The sequence below is a fragment of the Winogradskyella endarachnes genome, from assembly GCF_009741275.1.
GTDB classification, from domain to species: domain Bacteria; phylum Bacteroidota; class Bacteroidia; order Flavobacteriales; family Flavobacteriaceae; genus Winogradskyella; species Winogradskyella endarachnes.
On the sequence record NZ_WOWS01000002.1, the window covers coordinates 539,977 to 555,560 of the forward strand.

13 protein-coding genes are annotated in these 15,584 nt (G+C 33.5%); 2 read left to right on the forward strand and 11 right to left on the reverse strand.

Translation table 11 applies throughout. The annotated features are described in order from the left end of the window. The first annotated feature begins 54 nt into the window (after positions 1-54). Positions 55-1,185 carry a vWA domain-containing protein gene (locus tag GN138_RS07065; RefSeq protein WP_157363092.1) on the forward strand — a complete coding sequence of 377 codons (1,131 nt, stop codon included), beginning with the start codon at positions 55-57 and terminating at the stop codon, positions 1,183-1,185. An 83-nt stretch (positions 1,186-1,268) separates the two neighbouring features. Next, positions 1,269-2,726 carry a MoxR family ATPase gene (locus tag GN138_RS07070; RefSeq protein ID WP_157363093.1) on the forward strand — a complete coding sequence of 486 codons (1,458 nt, stop codon included), beginning with the start codon at positions 1,269-1,271 and terminating at the stop codon, positions 2,724-2,726. A 2-nt stretch (positions 2,727-2,728) separates the two neighbouring features. Here the strand turns inward: GN138_RS07070 and GN138_RS16295 are convergent, their stop codons facing one another. From GN138_RS16295 to GN138_RS07120, 11 genes are all read right to left on the reverse strand, one after another. Further along, complete coding sequence (locus GN138_RS16295) at positions 2,729-3,082, reverse strand: YdeI/OmpD-associated family protein (RefSeq protein WP_317162711.1); 354 nt, start codon at positions 3,080-3,082, stop codon at positions 2,729-2,731. Further along, on the reverse strand, positions 3,028-3,303 hold the full coding sequence (locus tag GN138_RS16300; protein ID WP_317162712.1) for a YdeI/OmpD-associated family protein: 276 nt from the start codon (positions 3,301-3,303) through the stop codon (positions 3,028-3,030). Before GN138_RS16300 ends, GN138_RS16295 begins: the two co-directional genes overlap by 55 nt. Beyond that, positions 3,304-4,941 (reverse strand): M1 family metallopeptidase, encoded by a 1,638-nt coding sequence (locus GN138_RS07080; RefSeq protein WP_157363094.1) that lies wholly within the window; start codon positions 4,939-4,941, stop codon positions 3,304-3,306. It abuts the gene before it with no gap. Between the two features lie 72 nt (positions 4,942-5,013). Next, positions 5,014-6,345 carry a M28 family peptidase gene (locus GN138_RS07085; RefSeq protein ID WP_157363095.1) on the reverse strand — a complete coding sequence of 444 codons (1,332 nt, stop codon included), beginning with the start codon at positions 6,343-6,345 and terminating at the stop codon, positions 5,014-5,016. Positions 6,346-6,431: 86 nt separating this feature from the next. Beyond that, positions 6,432-7,736 (reverse strand): DUF6265 family protein, encoded by a 1,305-nt coding sequence (locus GN138_RS07090; RefSeq protein ID WP_157363096.1) that lies wholly within the window; start codon positions 7,734-7,736, stop codon positions 6,432-6,434. A 33-nt stretch (positions 7,737-7,769) separates the two neighbouring features. Further along, entirely contained in the window at positions 7,770-9,005 is a 1,236-nt protein-coding gene (locus GN138_RS07095) for an alpha/beta hydrolase-fold protein (protein WP_157363097.1), read from the reverse strand. A gap of 110 nt (positions 9,006-9,115) precedes the next feature. Next, a complete protein-coding gene (locus GN138_RS07100) occupies positions 9,116-10,924 on the reverse strand; it encodes an acyl-CoA dehydrogenase family protein (protein ID WP_157363098.1) in 1,809 nt (602 codons plus the stop codon). 42 nt (positions 10,925-10,966) lie between these two features. Continuing rightward, complete coding sequence (locus tag GN138_RS07105) at positions 10,967-11,317, reverse strand: four helix bundle protein (RefSeq protein WP_157363099.1); 351 nt, start codon at positions 11,315-11,317, stop codon at positions 10,967-10,969. Between the two features lie 46 nt (positions 11,318-11,363). Continuing rightward, positions 11,364-12,554 (reverse strand): acetyl-CoA C-acyltransferase, encoded by a 1,191-nt coding sequence (locus GN138_RS07110; RefSeq protein ID WP_157363100.1) that lies wholly within the window; start codon positions 12,552-12,554, stop codon positions 11,364-11,366. Positions 12,555-12,650: 96 nt separating this feature from the next. Then, positions 12,651-15,059 (reverse strand): 3-hydroxyacyl-CoA dehydrogenase/enoyl-CoA hydratase family protein, encoded by a 2,409-nt coding sequence (locus GN138_RS07115; RefSeq protein WP_157363101.1) that lies wholly within the window; start codon positions 15,057-15,059, stop codon positions 12,651-12,653. 1 nt (position 15,060) lies between these two features. Further along, positions 15,061-15,516, reverse strand: a complete 456-nt coding sequence (locus GN138_RS07120) for a MarR family winged helix-turn-helix transcriptional regulator (protein WP_157363102.1) — start codon at positions 15,514-15,516, stop codon at positions 15,061-15,063. Between the last annotated feature and the right edge of the window lie 68 nt (positions 15,517-15,584).

Consider the following 15,584-nt stretch of genomic DNA (forward strand, 5'->3'; position numbering starts at 1 on the left):
AAGTTATTCTGATGACGATTTTTTAAAACGAAAAATCATTATTTTTACATAGCTATGAAAGAAAAACAATTTAAATCGGGCTTTGTATTTAAAACTTACGAAGCACCTCACCAATCGCCATTTGAAAAACTCTTTGAGATTTTTAAAGAGTTAATTACACATACTTCTGGCGATTTTGATGAAGCCATAGATTGGCTACGTCAATTAGACAAAGAGTATAAACTCACCACACCAGAGTATACCATTGATGATTTTATAGAAGATTTAAAAAACAAAGGATATATACGCGAAGAAATTGATCCTAACGGAACAGGTGAAGGCGGAATGACGATTACTGCAAAAACCGAACGTGCCATTAGGCAACAAGCCTTAGACCAGATTTTTGGAAAAATAAAACGCAGTGGTTCTGGTAATCATAAGAGTAAAGGTGTTGGTCTTGGAGACGAACATACAGGAGACTTTAGAAGCTACCAATTTGGTGACAACTTAGATAAGGTTTCAATGACCGAAAGTATTAGAAACGCTCAAATTAATAACGGAATAGGCGATTTTAGTCTTACAGAAGATGATTTGGTGGTTGAAGAAACACTGCATAAAAGCCAGATGAGTACTGTTCTAATGATTGACATTAGCCACAGTATGATTCTCTATGGTGAAGATAGGATTACACCTGCCAAAAAAGTGGCTATGGCTTTGGCCGAATTAATTACCACGCGTTACCCAAAAGACACCTTAGAGATTTTAGTGTTTGGTAATGATGCTTGGCCTATTAAAATTAAGGAATTGCCATACCTAAAAGTAGGACCTTACCACACCAATACGGTTGCAGGTTTGCAATTAGCTATGGATATGTTGCGCAGAAAACGAAACACAAATAAACAGATTTTTATGATAACAGATGGTAAACCAAGTTGTTTACGTTTGCCAGATGGTCAATATTATAAAAATAGTAATGGTTTAGATCCATATATCACAAACAAATGTTATGCAATGGCACAGCAAGCGAGACGTTTGCATATTCCTATAACGACGTTTATGATTGCTCAAGACCCTTATTTAATGCAATTTGTTAGAGAATTTACGCAAGCCAATAGAGGGAAAGCATTTTATACAGGTTTAAAAGGTTTAGGTGAAATGATTTTTGAAGATTACGAGAATAACAGAAAAAAGAGGATTAAAGGATAAAAAATGCTTTTAGCGTTTAGGTGTTAGCCTTTAGCTTAATCGAGCTAGCTAATAGCTAAAGGCTGATTGCCAAAAGCTATAAAATGAAAGAAATAAAAACATTAGGCGAATTAAAACAATCGGGTTATCAATCAAAATCTATAAAAGATGAATTGAGAGATAATTTAATTGAAAATATAAAGAACAAAAAGACAACTTTTGAAGGCATTCATGGTTATGAAAACACTGTAATACCTGAGTTAGAACGTGCCATTTTATCTAGACATAATATTAATTTATTAGGACTTAGAGGGCAAGCAAAAACACGGTTAGCACGTATGATGGTGACGTTGTTAGATGAATACATACCTATAGTAGAAGGTTCAGAAATTAACGATGACCCTTTAGCTCCAATCTCTCGTTATGCTCTAGAATTTATTGCAGAAAAAGGAGACCAAACACCAATTACGTGGTTACATAGAAGTGAGCGTTTCGCCGAAAAATTAGCAACGCCTGATGTCACTGTAGCAGATATAATTGGAGATGTAGATCCTATAAAAGCAGCGAATTTAAAATTGAGTTATGCAGATGATCGTGTAATTCATTATGGTATGATTCCAAGAGCTAACCGTTGCATTTTTGTGATTAACGAGTTGCCAGATTTACAAGCTAGAATTCAAGTGGCATTGTTTAATATTTTACAAGAAGGTGATATACAGATTAGAGGATTTAAATTACGTTTGCCGCTAGATATGCAATTTGTATTTACAGCAAATCCTGAAGATTATACCAATAGAGGAAGTATTGTTACCCCTTTAAAAGATAGAATTGGGTCTCAGATTTTAACGCATTATCCAGAATCTGTAGATATTGCCAGAACCATTACCTCACAAGAAGCAAAGTTAGATGTCAGACAATCTGAATCTGTTTATGTACCAGATTTAGCCAAAGATTTACTTGAACAAATTAGTTTTGAAGCTAGAAAAAGTGAGTACGTTGATGTAAAAAGTGGTGTAAGTGCACGTATGAGTATTACAGCTTTTGAAAATTTATTGAGCACAGCAGAACGTAGAGCTTTAATTTCTGGAGATAAAACAACTTCTGTAAGATTATCTGATTTTATTGGTGTGATTCCGGCTATAACCGGAAAAGTAGAATTGGTTTACGAAGGTGAGCAAGAAGGTGCAGATTTTGTAGCTAATTCATTAATGGAAGAAGCAGTGAAAACCTTGTTCCCAAAGTATTTTCCTAAAGTTGAAAAATTACAAAAGCAAGATGAAGAAACACCTTATGACGATTTAATCTCTTGGTTTTTTAATGGTGATGGTTTTGAGTTGTTAGATGATTTAGATGATACTACTTATAAAGCTAAATTAGATGAAGTAACACCTTTAGATGCTTTAATTGCAGATTATCAACCAGAAATAGATCCAAAAGATGTCTATTTTGAAAAAGAATTTATTCTTTGGGGATTAACCCAGTTTAAAAAATTAAGTAAGTATCGTTATGCTGAAGGACTTCAGTTTAAAGATCCTTATGGAAGTTATATTAGTGGCTTGTAGAATTACCAATTACCACGACTTTTAATATTAGCATCGCAGAGTTTTATAATCTCTGCGATTCTTTTTTGTTGTGTTGCTGCTCGTTTCGCTTGGTTTAACCAATACAAATAACTTTTTCTGTAGCTAGGAGCAAAGTTGAGATAATTATTGTAAGCCTTCTTATTGTTATTAAATGCAATTTGAAGATTTTTAGGAATAATTCCATTTTCTACATCGTCTAAAGACGACCAACTGCCATTTTGTTTTGCAATTTTAATAGCTTCATATCCAGACGAGTGAATTAAATTATCTTTTTCTAGGTCTATGATATGCTTTTTATTAACAGCGCTCCAAACACTTCTTGTTTTTTTGGGCAAAAATATTGACGTCTTTTTCCATCTCCCAAGCTTTTTACTGTAGCATCTATCCAACCATAACAAAGCGCAACTCTTACAGCTTCTTCCCAACGCATAGAAGCCATTGAGTGATTCACTTTATAAAATATAAGATAAATGCCTTTTTCAGATTTATGATTATCATGTAACCAATCTCGCCATTCGTTATCCGTTTTAAAATAAAGTTCTATTATATTAGACATTTATATTTTTTTAGACGCTACATAGAAATCTTTGTCAATATTAATCTTTTTTGAAGTCATTTCTATAGATTTCCACTCTGCAGTAGGAAATATCCATTGAGATTGGTCATCAAATTCAATTTGAATGGGCATATCAAAGCCTTCAACGATGTTTGTCCAACGGAATTTTAATACATTTTCTTTAAGCGTGTATTCTAGCGTTGGGATTTTAATAGTTCTTAAATATTGATTAAAAAAAGCAGATAAATCTTTACCAGTTTCTTTACTTAAATAATTTTCAATCTGAGCAGTTGTAACCGTCTGATGATAGAATTCAGCATTCATACCTCTTAAAATTTGTCGCCACTTTTCATCATCTTCAATTAATTGGCGCAACGTGTGTAGCATATTTGCACCTTTGTAGTACATGTCTCCAGAGCCTTCATTATTTACGTTATAATTTCCTATAAGAGGTCTGTCATTTTGTATGTTTTTTCTGGTTCCAATAACATAGTCTGCAGAAGCTTCTTTGCCATAGTAATAATCTAAAAACAAGTTTTCTGAGTATGAGGTAAAGCCTTCATGTATCCACATGTCTGCAATGTCTTTGTTGGTAATATTATTGGCAAACCATTCGTGACCAGCTTCATGGATAATAATAAAATCGAATTTTAATCCCCAACCACTTCCAGATAAATCACCTCCTAAATACCCTTGTCTGTATTTATTGCCATAAGTTATAGAACTTTGATGTTCCATACCTAAATATGGTGCTTCAACCAGTTTAAAACTATCGTCGTAAAAAGGATAAGGTCCAAACCAATGCTCAAAAGCCTTCATCATTTTTGGTGCATCTTTAAAATGCGATTTAGCTTTTTCTAAGTTGTAAGATAGTACCCAATAATCCATGTCTAATGGACCTTTCTCTCCTTCGTAAACTTCAGAGAAATTAACGTAATCACCGATATTAATATTAACACCATAATTATTAATTGGGTTTTTTACAAACCAATGTGATGTTACGGTGTTATTGTTGTTTTCAACTAATTCTCGTAATCGTCCGTTTGAGACATTTGTTAAGCCTTTAGGGTTGGTAACACTTATAAGCATGCTATCTACTTCATCGTACATGTGGTCTTTATTTGGCCACCAAACACTAGCACCTAATCCTTGACATGAGGTGGCAATAAAAGGTTTACCATACTTGTCTTTTTTCCAAGAAAAACCACCATCCCAAGGTGCGCGTTTTGCCACTTTTGGTTGACCTTCATAATACACATCTATGGATTGAATTGATCCTTTTTTCTGTTTTTCGGTAAGTGAAATGTAATGTGCGTTACCTTCTTGTTTAACTTCTAACGTATTACCATTTTGAATGACTTTAGTAATTTTTAAAGGCTTTTGTAAATCAATTTGTAGTATTTGGTTAGGCTTTAAAACTTTATATTGAATGGTGTTTTTACCTGAAATAAATCGACGGTCTGGTTTTATTTCAACATCTAAATGGTAATAGGTTAAATCCCACCACTCGCGTTCTGGAGTAATACTTCCTCTTAGTGTATCTTGTTTTGTAAATTTAGTTTTCTCTGTAAGTAGGCTTTGACTATTACAGTTTATAACCAAAACGGTTATAAATAGTAGAGATAATAGGTTTTTCATTTGTAGGATTAGGGTTAATGTTGTTTAATTTATTAGGTTAAAATGTAAATAATATAATTAGCGGTTATTGTATTATCTCAGTATTTTATTAGGAAACTTTACCACACTCTCGTGTCCATTGTCTCCAACTGCAGCTACACCAAAAAGTGAATTGTCTATAACTATACCGTTTAAGGTAAATTCAGTTGTGTTTTCTACATATCGACTGTTATCCCAAGTTGGTGATGTTGTATCTCTCCAATATATTTTGTAACCAACAGCGCCTTCTACTTTATTCCATTTCAGTTTTGCAGAAGGTTCTACAATACCACCAATGGCAACGGTTTTTGGAGCAGGAGGTGCCCAAGCTAAACAAGCTAGGTTTATAGCATTAACAGCTGTTAGTTTTTTTGCGTAATCAAAATTGACATGCTCTATAACATCACCATATTTTATGCCGTCTTCTTCACGTATATCTTGATGCTGTTGGGTGTAGTTTTCATGAGCTTCCATAATTCTAATTCCGGCAAAACCTAAGTCATTAAAAGGTCTGTGGTGTCCACCACGACCAAAACGATCTAAACGATATATCATCATCGGATTCATTTCTGGCATATAAACTTTAGTTCTTTTGTGCACATAACGTGCCAATTGTCTAGAAATGCCATCAACTTCACCACCATAAAAACGTCTCAGAGATCGTTGACGTTCCGTTTCGTTTGCAGGTACAGGTTCTGAGAAAATACGGAAGGTTCTGTTATCAATGACTCCATCGACACCTTTAATGTTCCCAATCATGTCGTTATTAAGAATTCCTATAATATCCCAATTTTGTTCTTTGGCATATTTTGCTAAACCGCCACCACCAAATAGCCCTTGTTCTTCTCCAGAAAGACCAACGTAAATTATACTATTTTCAAACTTATATTGAGATAAAACTCTAGCGGCTTCAATAGTGCCTGCCATACCAGATGCGTTGTCATTTGCTCCAGGAGCATCTTTGGTGAATTCCATAGTATCACTACCTCGAGAGTCAATATCGCCACTCATTATAATATAACGATTTGGGTATTTTATGCCTTTTTGAATTGCAACAACATTAACAATCCAAGCATCATGAGGTACGCGTTTATTACCTTCTTTAGTTACAAAATCTTTTTGATAAAAAACATTTAAACAATTGTTACAATTTTTTGAAATGCTTTCAAATTCAGACTTAATCCAACGCCTTGCAGCACCAATACCTCTAGTTTCTGAGATTGTATCGCTAAAAGTGTTTCTAGTGCCAAAATTTACTAAGGTCTGTATATCTTTTTCAATTCTTTCTGCGGAAACGGCTTCAATTATATCATATATTTTTTGGTCAGTTTGAGAAAAAATAAATAGCGAAAATAGGAGCAAAGCTATTGAAAAGTGATATTTCATGATTAAATATAAATTAGCATTAAAGTTCGGAAAATATTTGCAGCTAACCAACCACTATTTATATAACTTTTACATGAGGCTTTGTTTTATAATTTCTTTTTGTAATTAAATTTTACGGTTTCTGTTTTACCGTTATCGGTTATATCAACGTATATGTTCATTTCAGTTTCTGATACTTTTTCAAAGGTCATTCCTTCAAAAACAACTTTATTTTCTGTGATTTCTTTAAGAGGGAAATCTACTGTTTCATCTTTAGTTTCCCAACCTTTTAAATCTGAACCAAAATGTTTTAACTGAAGTATTAATGAATTCTCTATTTCTCTAATAATTTCTATTTCATAAAAGGTAACCTTATTGTCATTAATTAATTTAAAAGTTGCCATCATAGAACCTGCAGATGGTTCACTCCAAATTTCTTCGGTTTTTCCGCCAAAAGCTTCACCATGCCACGTGCCAGAAATCCAGCTTATGTTTTCTAATTTTGGTGCTACTGTATTTACAGCTGTGATATTATTTTCGTTTTTACTAGTATTAATATCGCCTGTTACTAATAATTTTGAAGTAGTGTTATTTACTAAAATACGTGTAATATTTAAAATGTCATAAGATGATAAATCGGCTATTTGTTTCCAATCTTTATCTTTATGTAGTGTAAATTTGTACAAACGATTTGCTTTGCCAGAAAGTATGGTGTTTTCATCTAACCAGCAAATATCTTCTACCATTGGCAGTGTATTAGCCATAAATTTGGTTTTACCACTTAAAGGATCTAACGAACGAATTTGCCAAGTAATAGAATCTTTTTTTGAAATATAACTCACCAAACTAGAATTCGGTATTTTATGAATAGAACGCCCAATTTTAGTGTCATATTTTCTATTAGACTTAAGGCTATTAAACGAGGTGTAGAGATTTAAATCCTTGTCTTCAATAACAGCTGAAACTATAGTGTTTTCATTATACCAATTGTAATAAGCAACAACCAGATCTTCTATGAGTTCTGTTGAGTTACCATTACTTAAACTGTACGTGTACAAGCGTTGTTTACCATTTGTGTCTAAACGCACAGCAGAAACCTCGTGTTTATTAGGAATTTTTAAAGGTGAATATTCGCCACCTTCTGTGTGGTTTATCCAAATTTTAGCATTGTAACGCGTATCATATTTGGCAATATCTGTTTGTCCATTTCTAGTTGAAGCGAAGATGATATAACGTTCATCTAAAAAAGACGGCTGGTTATCGTAACCTTCGTTATTTGAAATGTTTTTACCATTTTGAATTTTAATATTAGCATTATTTGTTTCCAAATCAAACAAAAATACTTCTGTGTCTGATTGCGCAAAAGATGCAATTGTTAAAAAGAGTAATGATAATTTAAAAATATTATTCATAGAATGTAGTTTTATACACTAAAGGTGATATTACTATTGTTTCAGTTGATTTAAGTTTGCCTTTAATTCATTGAGGTAATATTGTCTTATTTTTAGTTCTTTTGCAATAATTATTGATTTTTCAAGATAATCAATTGCAGTTTTATTATCCTCTTTAATTGAGGCTATTTTACTAAGACCTTCTAATGCTTTGTATGAATCTGAATTAGAAAATAAGATGGATTTAAAACGTTTTTCGGCTTCCTCATAATTTTTAAAACTTAAAAAATTGTTGGCAACCTGAATATGAAATTGCTCTAAACTGGCAGGAAAATGGGTTTTAATCCCAGCTTCCATTTGTAATAAATCATCTTGCCTTTTATTGCGAATGTAGTAATAGGTAATATTGCTTAGACTATACCATGGTAACAAAAATTCAGTATTGAATTTGTCGCTAATTTGTTTATAGTAATCAATAACTTCGGTTCCATTTTTTAATGAATAAAATTTTTCACGATTTAAATCCCAACCGATAAAAACAGAATTTATAGCATCTGTGATAGCTTTGAGGTGTAAGGAGCCATGATTGTCCTCTGGATATGTGTTTAGATACCAATTACTTTGCTTCGGTGTTTGTTGTTTTAATATGGCAACAAATTCATCAATACCCATACCTTCTGTGTTGGCTTGCGCTATATAAAGTTGGGAGTTGGTTGTAAATCCATTTTTTAATTCTTCTTCTAACCGTTTTACAATTTCATAGTCATTAAACCAATAAGAAGGGTCTATAGCTATAAAGACATTAAAATCGTTTGAATTTGTCATCCAATAGTGGGTGGCTAATATTCCGAATTTTGAATGTCCGATTAAGATATCTAAAGTAGAAGTTCTGTAAGATTTATTTATTAAAGGTTTTAATTCGGTTTGAATGAATTTAATAAAATTATCTGCATTTTGTTTAGGGTCTGAATTTTGAAGTTGTTTGGTTCCTCCATTGTCCGAAACACCAATTAAAATAGCTTCAGGAATTGTAAATGCAGAATTAGATAAAAATTCAATTAAACCACTATCGTAGTGAAAGTTGTAGTCGCCATCTAGAAGATAGATAACAGGGAACTCTGCTTTAGGGTTGTCGTTGTAGCTAGGTGGTAAATATACTTGATAAGAACGTTGCTCTTTCAGAATTTTAGAATCAAAACTATAACGCTCACCAATAGAAATTTGCTGCGCATAGGAAACGCTCGAAATCAAAAAGACAAGCAGAAATCTTAAATAATATTGGTATTTCATTATGTGTTATCTTATTATTTTCGAATATACTAAAAATAAAAAAGCCAATTCAAGTAAATGAATTGGCTTAAAAATTAGAGATATTTGAGTTAGTCTAATTATTGAATTATTTAGAAACAGTATTTGTTTTCTGCTTTTACTTTTTCTGCAATCTCAATACGTAAATCTACGATGTCTGGATAGTTAGCATATTTTGTAAAACGTTTAAGACCCATTAGCATCATACGTTGTTCATCACCTTCAGCAAAAGAAATAATACTTTCTTTTCCTTTTTCTTCAATGATATCTACCGCATGATATAAATATAATTTAGCCATTGCTATTTGAGCAGATTGTTCTGCTTCACTTGTACGTTTTACGTTTTTCTCTGTTCTTAAAATTGCTGATTCTGCCATATAGATTTCAATTAAGATATCTGCAGCTGCAATAAGTAATTGTTGGTGCTCTTCTAATTGAGGACCAAATTTTTGAACTGCTCCACCAGCTACCATTAAGAACGCTTTTTTAAGTTTCTTAATCATTTCTTTTTCTTCAGAAAATAATTCAGAATAATCTGGTGTTTCAAAAGAAGGAATGCCCATTAATTCTTCTTGAACTTTTTGAGCAGGTCCTAATAAATCTACGTGACCTTTCATTGCTTTTTTAACAAGCATACCAACAGTTAACATTCTGTTGATTTCATTAGTACCTTCATAAATACGAGCAATACGAGCATCTCTCCAAGCGGCTTCCATAGGTGTTTCTTCAGAGAATCCCATGCCTCCAAAAATCTGAATACCTTCGTCTGCACAATTTTGTACATCTTCAGATACAGCCACTTTAAGTATAGAACATTCTATTGCATATTCCTCAACGCCTTTAAGTTCTGCTTCTTGATGTGTGTTTCCTGCAGCAACTCTTAAAGCAATTCTATCTTCGATATTTTTTGCAGCTCTGTATGTAGCAGATTCACCAGCGTAAGCACTAGCTGCCATTTCTGCTAATTTGGTTTTAATAGCACCAAAATTTGCAATAGGTGTTTTAAATTGTTTGCGCTCGTTAGCATATTCTACAGCAGTGGTTAGGATTCTTCGTTGAGAATCTAAACAAGCAGCAGCTAATTTTATACGACCAACGTTAAGTGCATTCATGGCAATTTTAAAACCTTCACCACGACCAGCTAACATATTTTCAACAGGTACAACAGTATCATTAAAAAATACTTGACGAGTAGATGATGCACGAATACCTAATTTATGTTCTTCTTCACCTAAAGTAATTCCGTTAGGATTTTCACTATCATATTCTACAATAAAACCTGTAATGTTTTTATCGTCTTCAATACGAGCAAAAACAATCATCAAACTACAGAAACCTGCATTTGAGATCCACATTTTTTGTCCGTTAATTTTGTAGCTTTTACCATCTGCTGAAAGCTCTGCAGTAGTTTTACCAGAATTAGCATCAGATCCAGCGCCAGGCTCTGTTAAACAGTACGCACCAAACCATTCTCCTGTAGCTAATTTTGGTACGTATTTTTGTTTTTGTTCTTCTGTACCATACAATGTAATTGGCATAGTACCAATACCTGTATGTGCACCAAAAGCAGTACTAAAAGAACCAGTACCAGAAGAAATATAATCACAGGTTAAACAGGTAGATACAAATCCCATTCCTAATCCGTCATATGCTTCTGGAACAGCAACACCTAAAAAGCCCATTTCACCAGCTTTACGCATCACTTCTTCAGTTAATGCATAGTCTTTAGCTTCAAATCTAGCTTTGTGTGCAATGATTTCACGTTCGTTGAATTCCATTACGGATTCTTTCATCATTGTTTGTTCTTCTGAAAAATCTTCAGGAGTAAAAATGTCTTCACAATTTGTTTCTTTTACAAGGAATTGTCCTCCTCTTAATAATTCTTTTTCTTCTGTTGCCATGTTTAATATTAGATTATTAGATACAAGAACCAAGAATCAAGACTATTTTAGTCCAGATTTGAAACTTGAAATCATTTTTTGTATTTGTTTTATTTTGTTTTCTAATTCTTTAAATTTTTCTTCTGAAATATAACTTTCATTAAAAGCGACATTTAGTTGTGTTTCCCATTCAAATGCCGAACCTAAACTGTGCTCTAAATAATTTGCAAAATGTTTATTTGAACTTTTGCTAGTTCCTTCAGATATATTAGAAGGAATAGAAACAGCGCATCTATTCATTTGACTCATTAATCCATAAGTTTCAAACTTTGGAAAACTTCGAGTTATTTTGTAAGACTCTGAAACTAACTCCATACTTTCATTCCAAATTTTTAATTTCTTGAAGTTATGCATAGCGTTTAGTTTTCGTCATGCTTCTTGGTTCTATGCGTCTTGATTCTTAATTAAGAAACTCAAATATCCCACAAGCACCTTGTCCTGTACCAACACACATGGTTACTGCGCCATATTTTCCTTTCATGTCTTGCTTACGCATTTCATCAAAAAGTTGTACAGCTAGTTTTGCTCCTGTACATCCCAGTGGATGACCAAGTGCAATTGCACCACCATTTACGTTAATGATATCTGGATTAAGGTTTAACTCTCTAATTACAGCTAAAGATTGCGAAGCAAAGGCTTCGTTTAATTCAATTAACGCTAAATCGTCTTGCTTTAAACCTGCTTGTTTTAATGCTTTTGGTATTGCTTTTACTGGCCCAATTCCCATAATACGAGGTTCTACACCTGCTGCTGCATAGTTTACCATTCTTGCAATTGGTTCTAAACCTAGTTCTTTAACCATGTCTTCACTCATAACCATTACAAAAGCAGCACCATCACTCATTTGTGACGAGTTACCAGCAGTAACACTTCCTCCAGCAGCAAATACTGCTCTTAGTTTTGCTAAAGCTTCAAGATTAGTTCCTTTACGTGGACCTTCATCTTTAGTTACTGTGTAAGATTTTGTTGCTTTTTTACCGTTAGCATCAATATAAGTTTGTTCTACTTCAATTGGTACAATTTGATCCTGAAAACGATTTTCAGCTTGCGCTCTTAATGCTTTCATATGTGAATTGTAAGCAAATTCATCTTGGTCTTCACGAGATACGTTGAACTGTTTAGCAACAGCTTCTGCAGTATTTCCCATTCCCCAATAATAATCTTCATGTCCAGCTTTTACAATGTCGTAGTTAAGTTCTGGCTTAAAACCTGTCATTGGTACACTACTCATACTTTCTGCTCCACCAGCAATAATACAATCAGCCATTCCGGCTTGTATTTTTGCAGTTGCCATACCAATTGTTTCTACTCCAGAAGAGCAAAAACGGTTAACGGTTACTCCAGGAACATCTACAATATCTAATCCCATTAAAGAGATTAAACGTGCCATATTTAAACCTTGAGAACCTTCTGGCATTGCGTTACCAACAATAACATCGTCAATACGTTTTGGGTCTAAATTAGGCAGTTCTTTCATCATGTGTTTGATGGTTTCTGCTGCTAATTCGTCAGTTCTTTTAAAACGGAACACGCCTTTAGGTGCTTTACCAACTGCTGTTCTGTATGCTTTTACTATATATGCTGTTTTCATCTTTTATGCTTTTAGCTATTAGCTTTTGGCCTTTAGCGTTTTTGTTTGCTGCAATTTGCCAACAGCTAAAGGCTAATGGCTAATTGCTTAGTAATTTTAATTACGTAATGGTTTTCCTTTGGTTAACATGTGCTGAATACGTTCTAAAGTTTTACGTTCTGTACATAAGCTTAAAAATGCTTCACGCTCTAAATCCAATAAATATTGCTCGCTAACTAAAGTTGGTTCAGATAAATCTCCACCAGCCATTACGTAAGCTAATTTATTAGCAATTTTCATATCGTGTTCTGAAATGTAATTAGAATCTTGCATAGAGTCTGTACCTACTAAGAACATACCTAAAGCTTGCTTACCTAATACTTTTACATCAGTACGTTTTACAGGTTGTGTGTAACCAGAATCTGCCATTAACATAGCGTGTTGTTTTGCAACTGCTATTTGACGATCTTTATTTACAACCACCACATCTTTTCCTTTTTGAAGTAGGTTTAAATCGAAAGCTTCATAAGCAGAAGTGGATACTTTTGCCATACCAATAGTTAAGAAATGCTCTTGTAACACATTAAGTTGAACGTCTCCTTTTTGGAACATATCTTGTGCTCTTAAAGCCATTTCTTTAGAACCACCACCACCAGGAATTACACCAACACCAAACTCTACAAGTCCCATGTAAGTTTCTGCAGCTGCAACCACTTTATCTGCGTGTAATGATAACTCACATCCACCACCTAATGCCATTCCGTGTGGTGCAGAAATGGTAGGTATAGAAGAGTAGCGCATTCGCATCATGGTGTCTTGGAAGTATTTAATAGCCATATTAAGTTCATCATACTCTTGCTCTGCAGCCATCATAAAAATCATTCCTATGTTTGCTCCAACCGAGAAGTTTGCACCTTGGTTACCAACTACTAATCCAGCGAAATCTTTTTCTGCTAAATCAATACCTTTATTTAATCCTGCAAGCACGTCTCCACCAATGGTATTCATTTTAGATTGGAATTCTACGTTAAGGATTCCGTCTCCAATATCTTCTATAACAACACCAGAATTTTTAAATACTTCGTTTGTTTTACGGATATTATCTAAGATGATGAAACTATCTTGACCAGGTATTTTTATTTGTGTTTTAGAAGGAATATCATAGAAATATGTTGCACCTTCTTTTACAGTATAGAATGAAGAGCTACCAGAAGCAAGCATCTCATTCACCCAAGCAGCAGGTTCTAAACCTTCGGCTTTCATTAATTCGATACCTTTTTCTACACCAATTGCATCCCAAATTTGGAAAGGACCATGTTCCCAACCAAAACCAGCTTTCATGGCATCATCAATTTTATAAACATCGTCTGAAATTTCTGGAATACGATTAGACACGTAAGCAAATAATGCAGTGAAGCTTTTTCTGTAAAACTCACCAGCTTTATCTTTTCCTTTTACTAGTACTTTAAAACGGTCAACAACTTTATCAATCGTTTTCGTAAGTTCTAAAGTTGCAAATTTTGCTTTTTTAGAAGGTCTATATTCTAAGGTGTTTAAATCTAAGGCTAAAATTTCTTTTTTACCTTCTGCATTAACAGTCTTTTTATAAAAACCTTGTTTTGTTTTGCTACCTAACCATTTGTTTTCCATCATGGTGTTGATGAAATCTGGTAATTCAAATAACTCTAAACGCTCGTCATTAGGGCAGTTTTCTCTAATTCCGTTAGCGACGTGAACTAAAGTATCTAATCCAACAACATCTACAGTTCTAAACGTAGCTGATTTAGGACGACCAATTACTGGGCCAGATAATTTATCTACTTCTTCAACTGTTAAGTTTAAATCTTTTACTGCATGAAATAAACTTTGTATGCTAAAAATACCAACTCTGTTTCCAATGAAAGCAGGTGTATCTTTAGCAACAACAGATGTTTTTCCTAAGAATTTTTCGCCATATTCATTTAAAAACTCAAGTACAGAAGCATCTGTATTTGGTCCAGGAATGATTTCGAATAACTTTAAATAACGTGCTGGATTAAAAAAGTGTGTTCCGCAGAAATGCTTCTGAAAATCTTCACTACGTCCTTCATTCATGAATTTAATAGGAATTCCAGAAGTATTAGAAGTTATCAATGTTCCTGGTGTTCTGTATTTTTCAAGTTTTTCAAAGACCTGTTGTTTAATATCAAGTCGTTCTACAACAACTTCCATAATCCAATCTACGTCAGCTACTTTGGCAATGTCGTCTTCTAAATTACCTGTTGTAATACGACTTGCAAATTTTTGATTGTAAATAGGAGAGGGTTTAGATTTAAGTGATGCGGTTAAGGCATCATTTACTAATCTGTTTCTAACGACTTTGTCTTCTAAAGTTAAGCCTTTAGCCTTTTCTTTGTCGTTTAACTCTCTTGGAATAATGTCTAATAATAGTACATCTACACCAATGTTGGCAAAATGGCATGCGATTCCGCTACCCATAATACCTGAACCGATAATGGCTACTTTTTTAATTCTACGTTTACTCATCTTACTTTAAAATGTGTTCTTTATTGTTGTATATCTGTTTATTTGAAATCATGTTGTTTATAACTTCTGCAACTTTTTGAAAGTTGGCGAGTTCTTCTTCACTAACATTAGCTTTAATGGTTTCATTAAAAGTGATAACGCGTTCTTTTGAATAGGCTCTTTTTTCTCTTCCAAAGTCTGTTAGAAAGATTAAGACACCTCTACCATCTTCTGGGTTTGGTTTACGTTCTATTAGACCTTTAGTTTCCATGGTCTTTAAAGTTCTAGAAAGACTGGTGGCTTCCATACCCATTTTTGGGCCTAATGATGTAGATGGTGTACCGTTTTCTGGGTCAATACTTAGTAAAGCAAACCCGGTTGCCATGGTTGAGTCGAATTTAAGCGCCTCTTCATTATACATTTTATTTACAGCTAACCATGTGGTTCTCAGTATGTAATCTATAGTTTTGTCTTTCATAGAACAATATTGAAAACCAAATATAGTAAAAAAATACTATGCATGCATAATAAATTTAAAAAATATTA

Excerpts from the sequence above, each read along its gene's own strand:
- GN138_RS07065 (WP_157363092.1), top strand. The coding sequence starts at position 55 with ATGAAAGAAAAACAATTTAAATCGGGCTTTGTATTTAAAACTTACGAA.
- GN138_RS07070 (WP_157363093.1), top strand. The coding sequence starts at position 1,269 with ATGAAAGAAATAAAAACATTAGGCGAATTAAAACAATCGGGTTATCAA.
- GN138_RS16300 (WP_317162712.1), bottom strand. The coding sequence starts at position 3,303 with ATGTCTAATATAATAGAACTTTATTTTAAAACGGATAACGAATGGCGA.
- GN138_RS07080 (WP_157363094.1), bottom strand. The coding sequence starts at position 4,941 with ATGAAAAACCTATTATCTCTACTATTTATAACCGTTTTGGTTATAAAC.
- GN138_RS07085 (WP_157363095.1), bottom strand. The coding sequence starts at position 6,345 with ATGAAATATCACTTTTCAATAGCTTTGCTCCTATTTTCGCTATTTATT.
- GN138_RS07090 (WP_157363096.1), bottom strand. The coding sequence starts at position 7,736 with ATGAATAATATTTTTAAATTATCATTACTCTTTTTAACAATTGCATCT.
- GN138_RS07095 (WP_157363097.1), bottom strand. The coding sequence starts at position 9,005 with ATGAAATACCAATATTATTTAAGATTTCTGCTTGTCTTTTTGATTTCG.
- GN138_RS07100 (WP_157363098.1), bottom strand. The coding sequence starts at position 10,924 with ATGGCAACAGAAGAAAAAGAATTATTAAGAGGAGGACAATTCCTTGTA.
- GN138_RS07105 (WP_157363099.1), bottom strand. The coding sequence starts at position 11,317 with ATGCATAACTTCAAGAAATTAAAAATTTGGAATGAAAGTATGGAGTTA.
- GN138_RS07110 (WP_157363100.1), bottom strand. The coding sequence starts at position 12,554 with ATGAAAACAGCATATATAGTAAAAGCATACAGAACAGCAGTTGGTAAA.
- GN138_RS07115 (WP_157363101.1), bottom strand. The coding sequence starts at position 15,059 with ATGAGTAAACGTAGAATTAAAAAAGTAGCCATTATCGGTTCAGGTATT.
- GN138_RS07120 (WP_157363102.1), bottom strand. The coding sequence starts at position 15,516 with ATGAAAGACAAAACTATAGATTACATACTGAGAACCACATGGTTAGCT.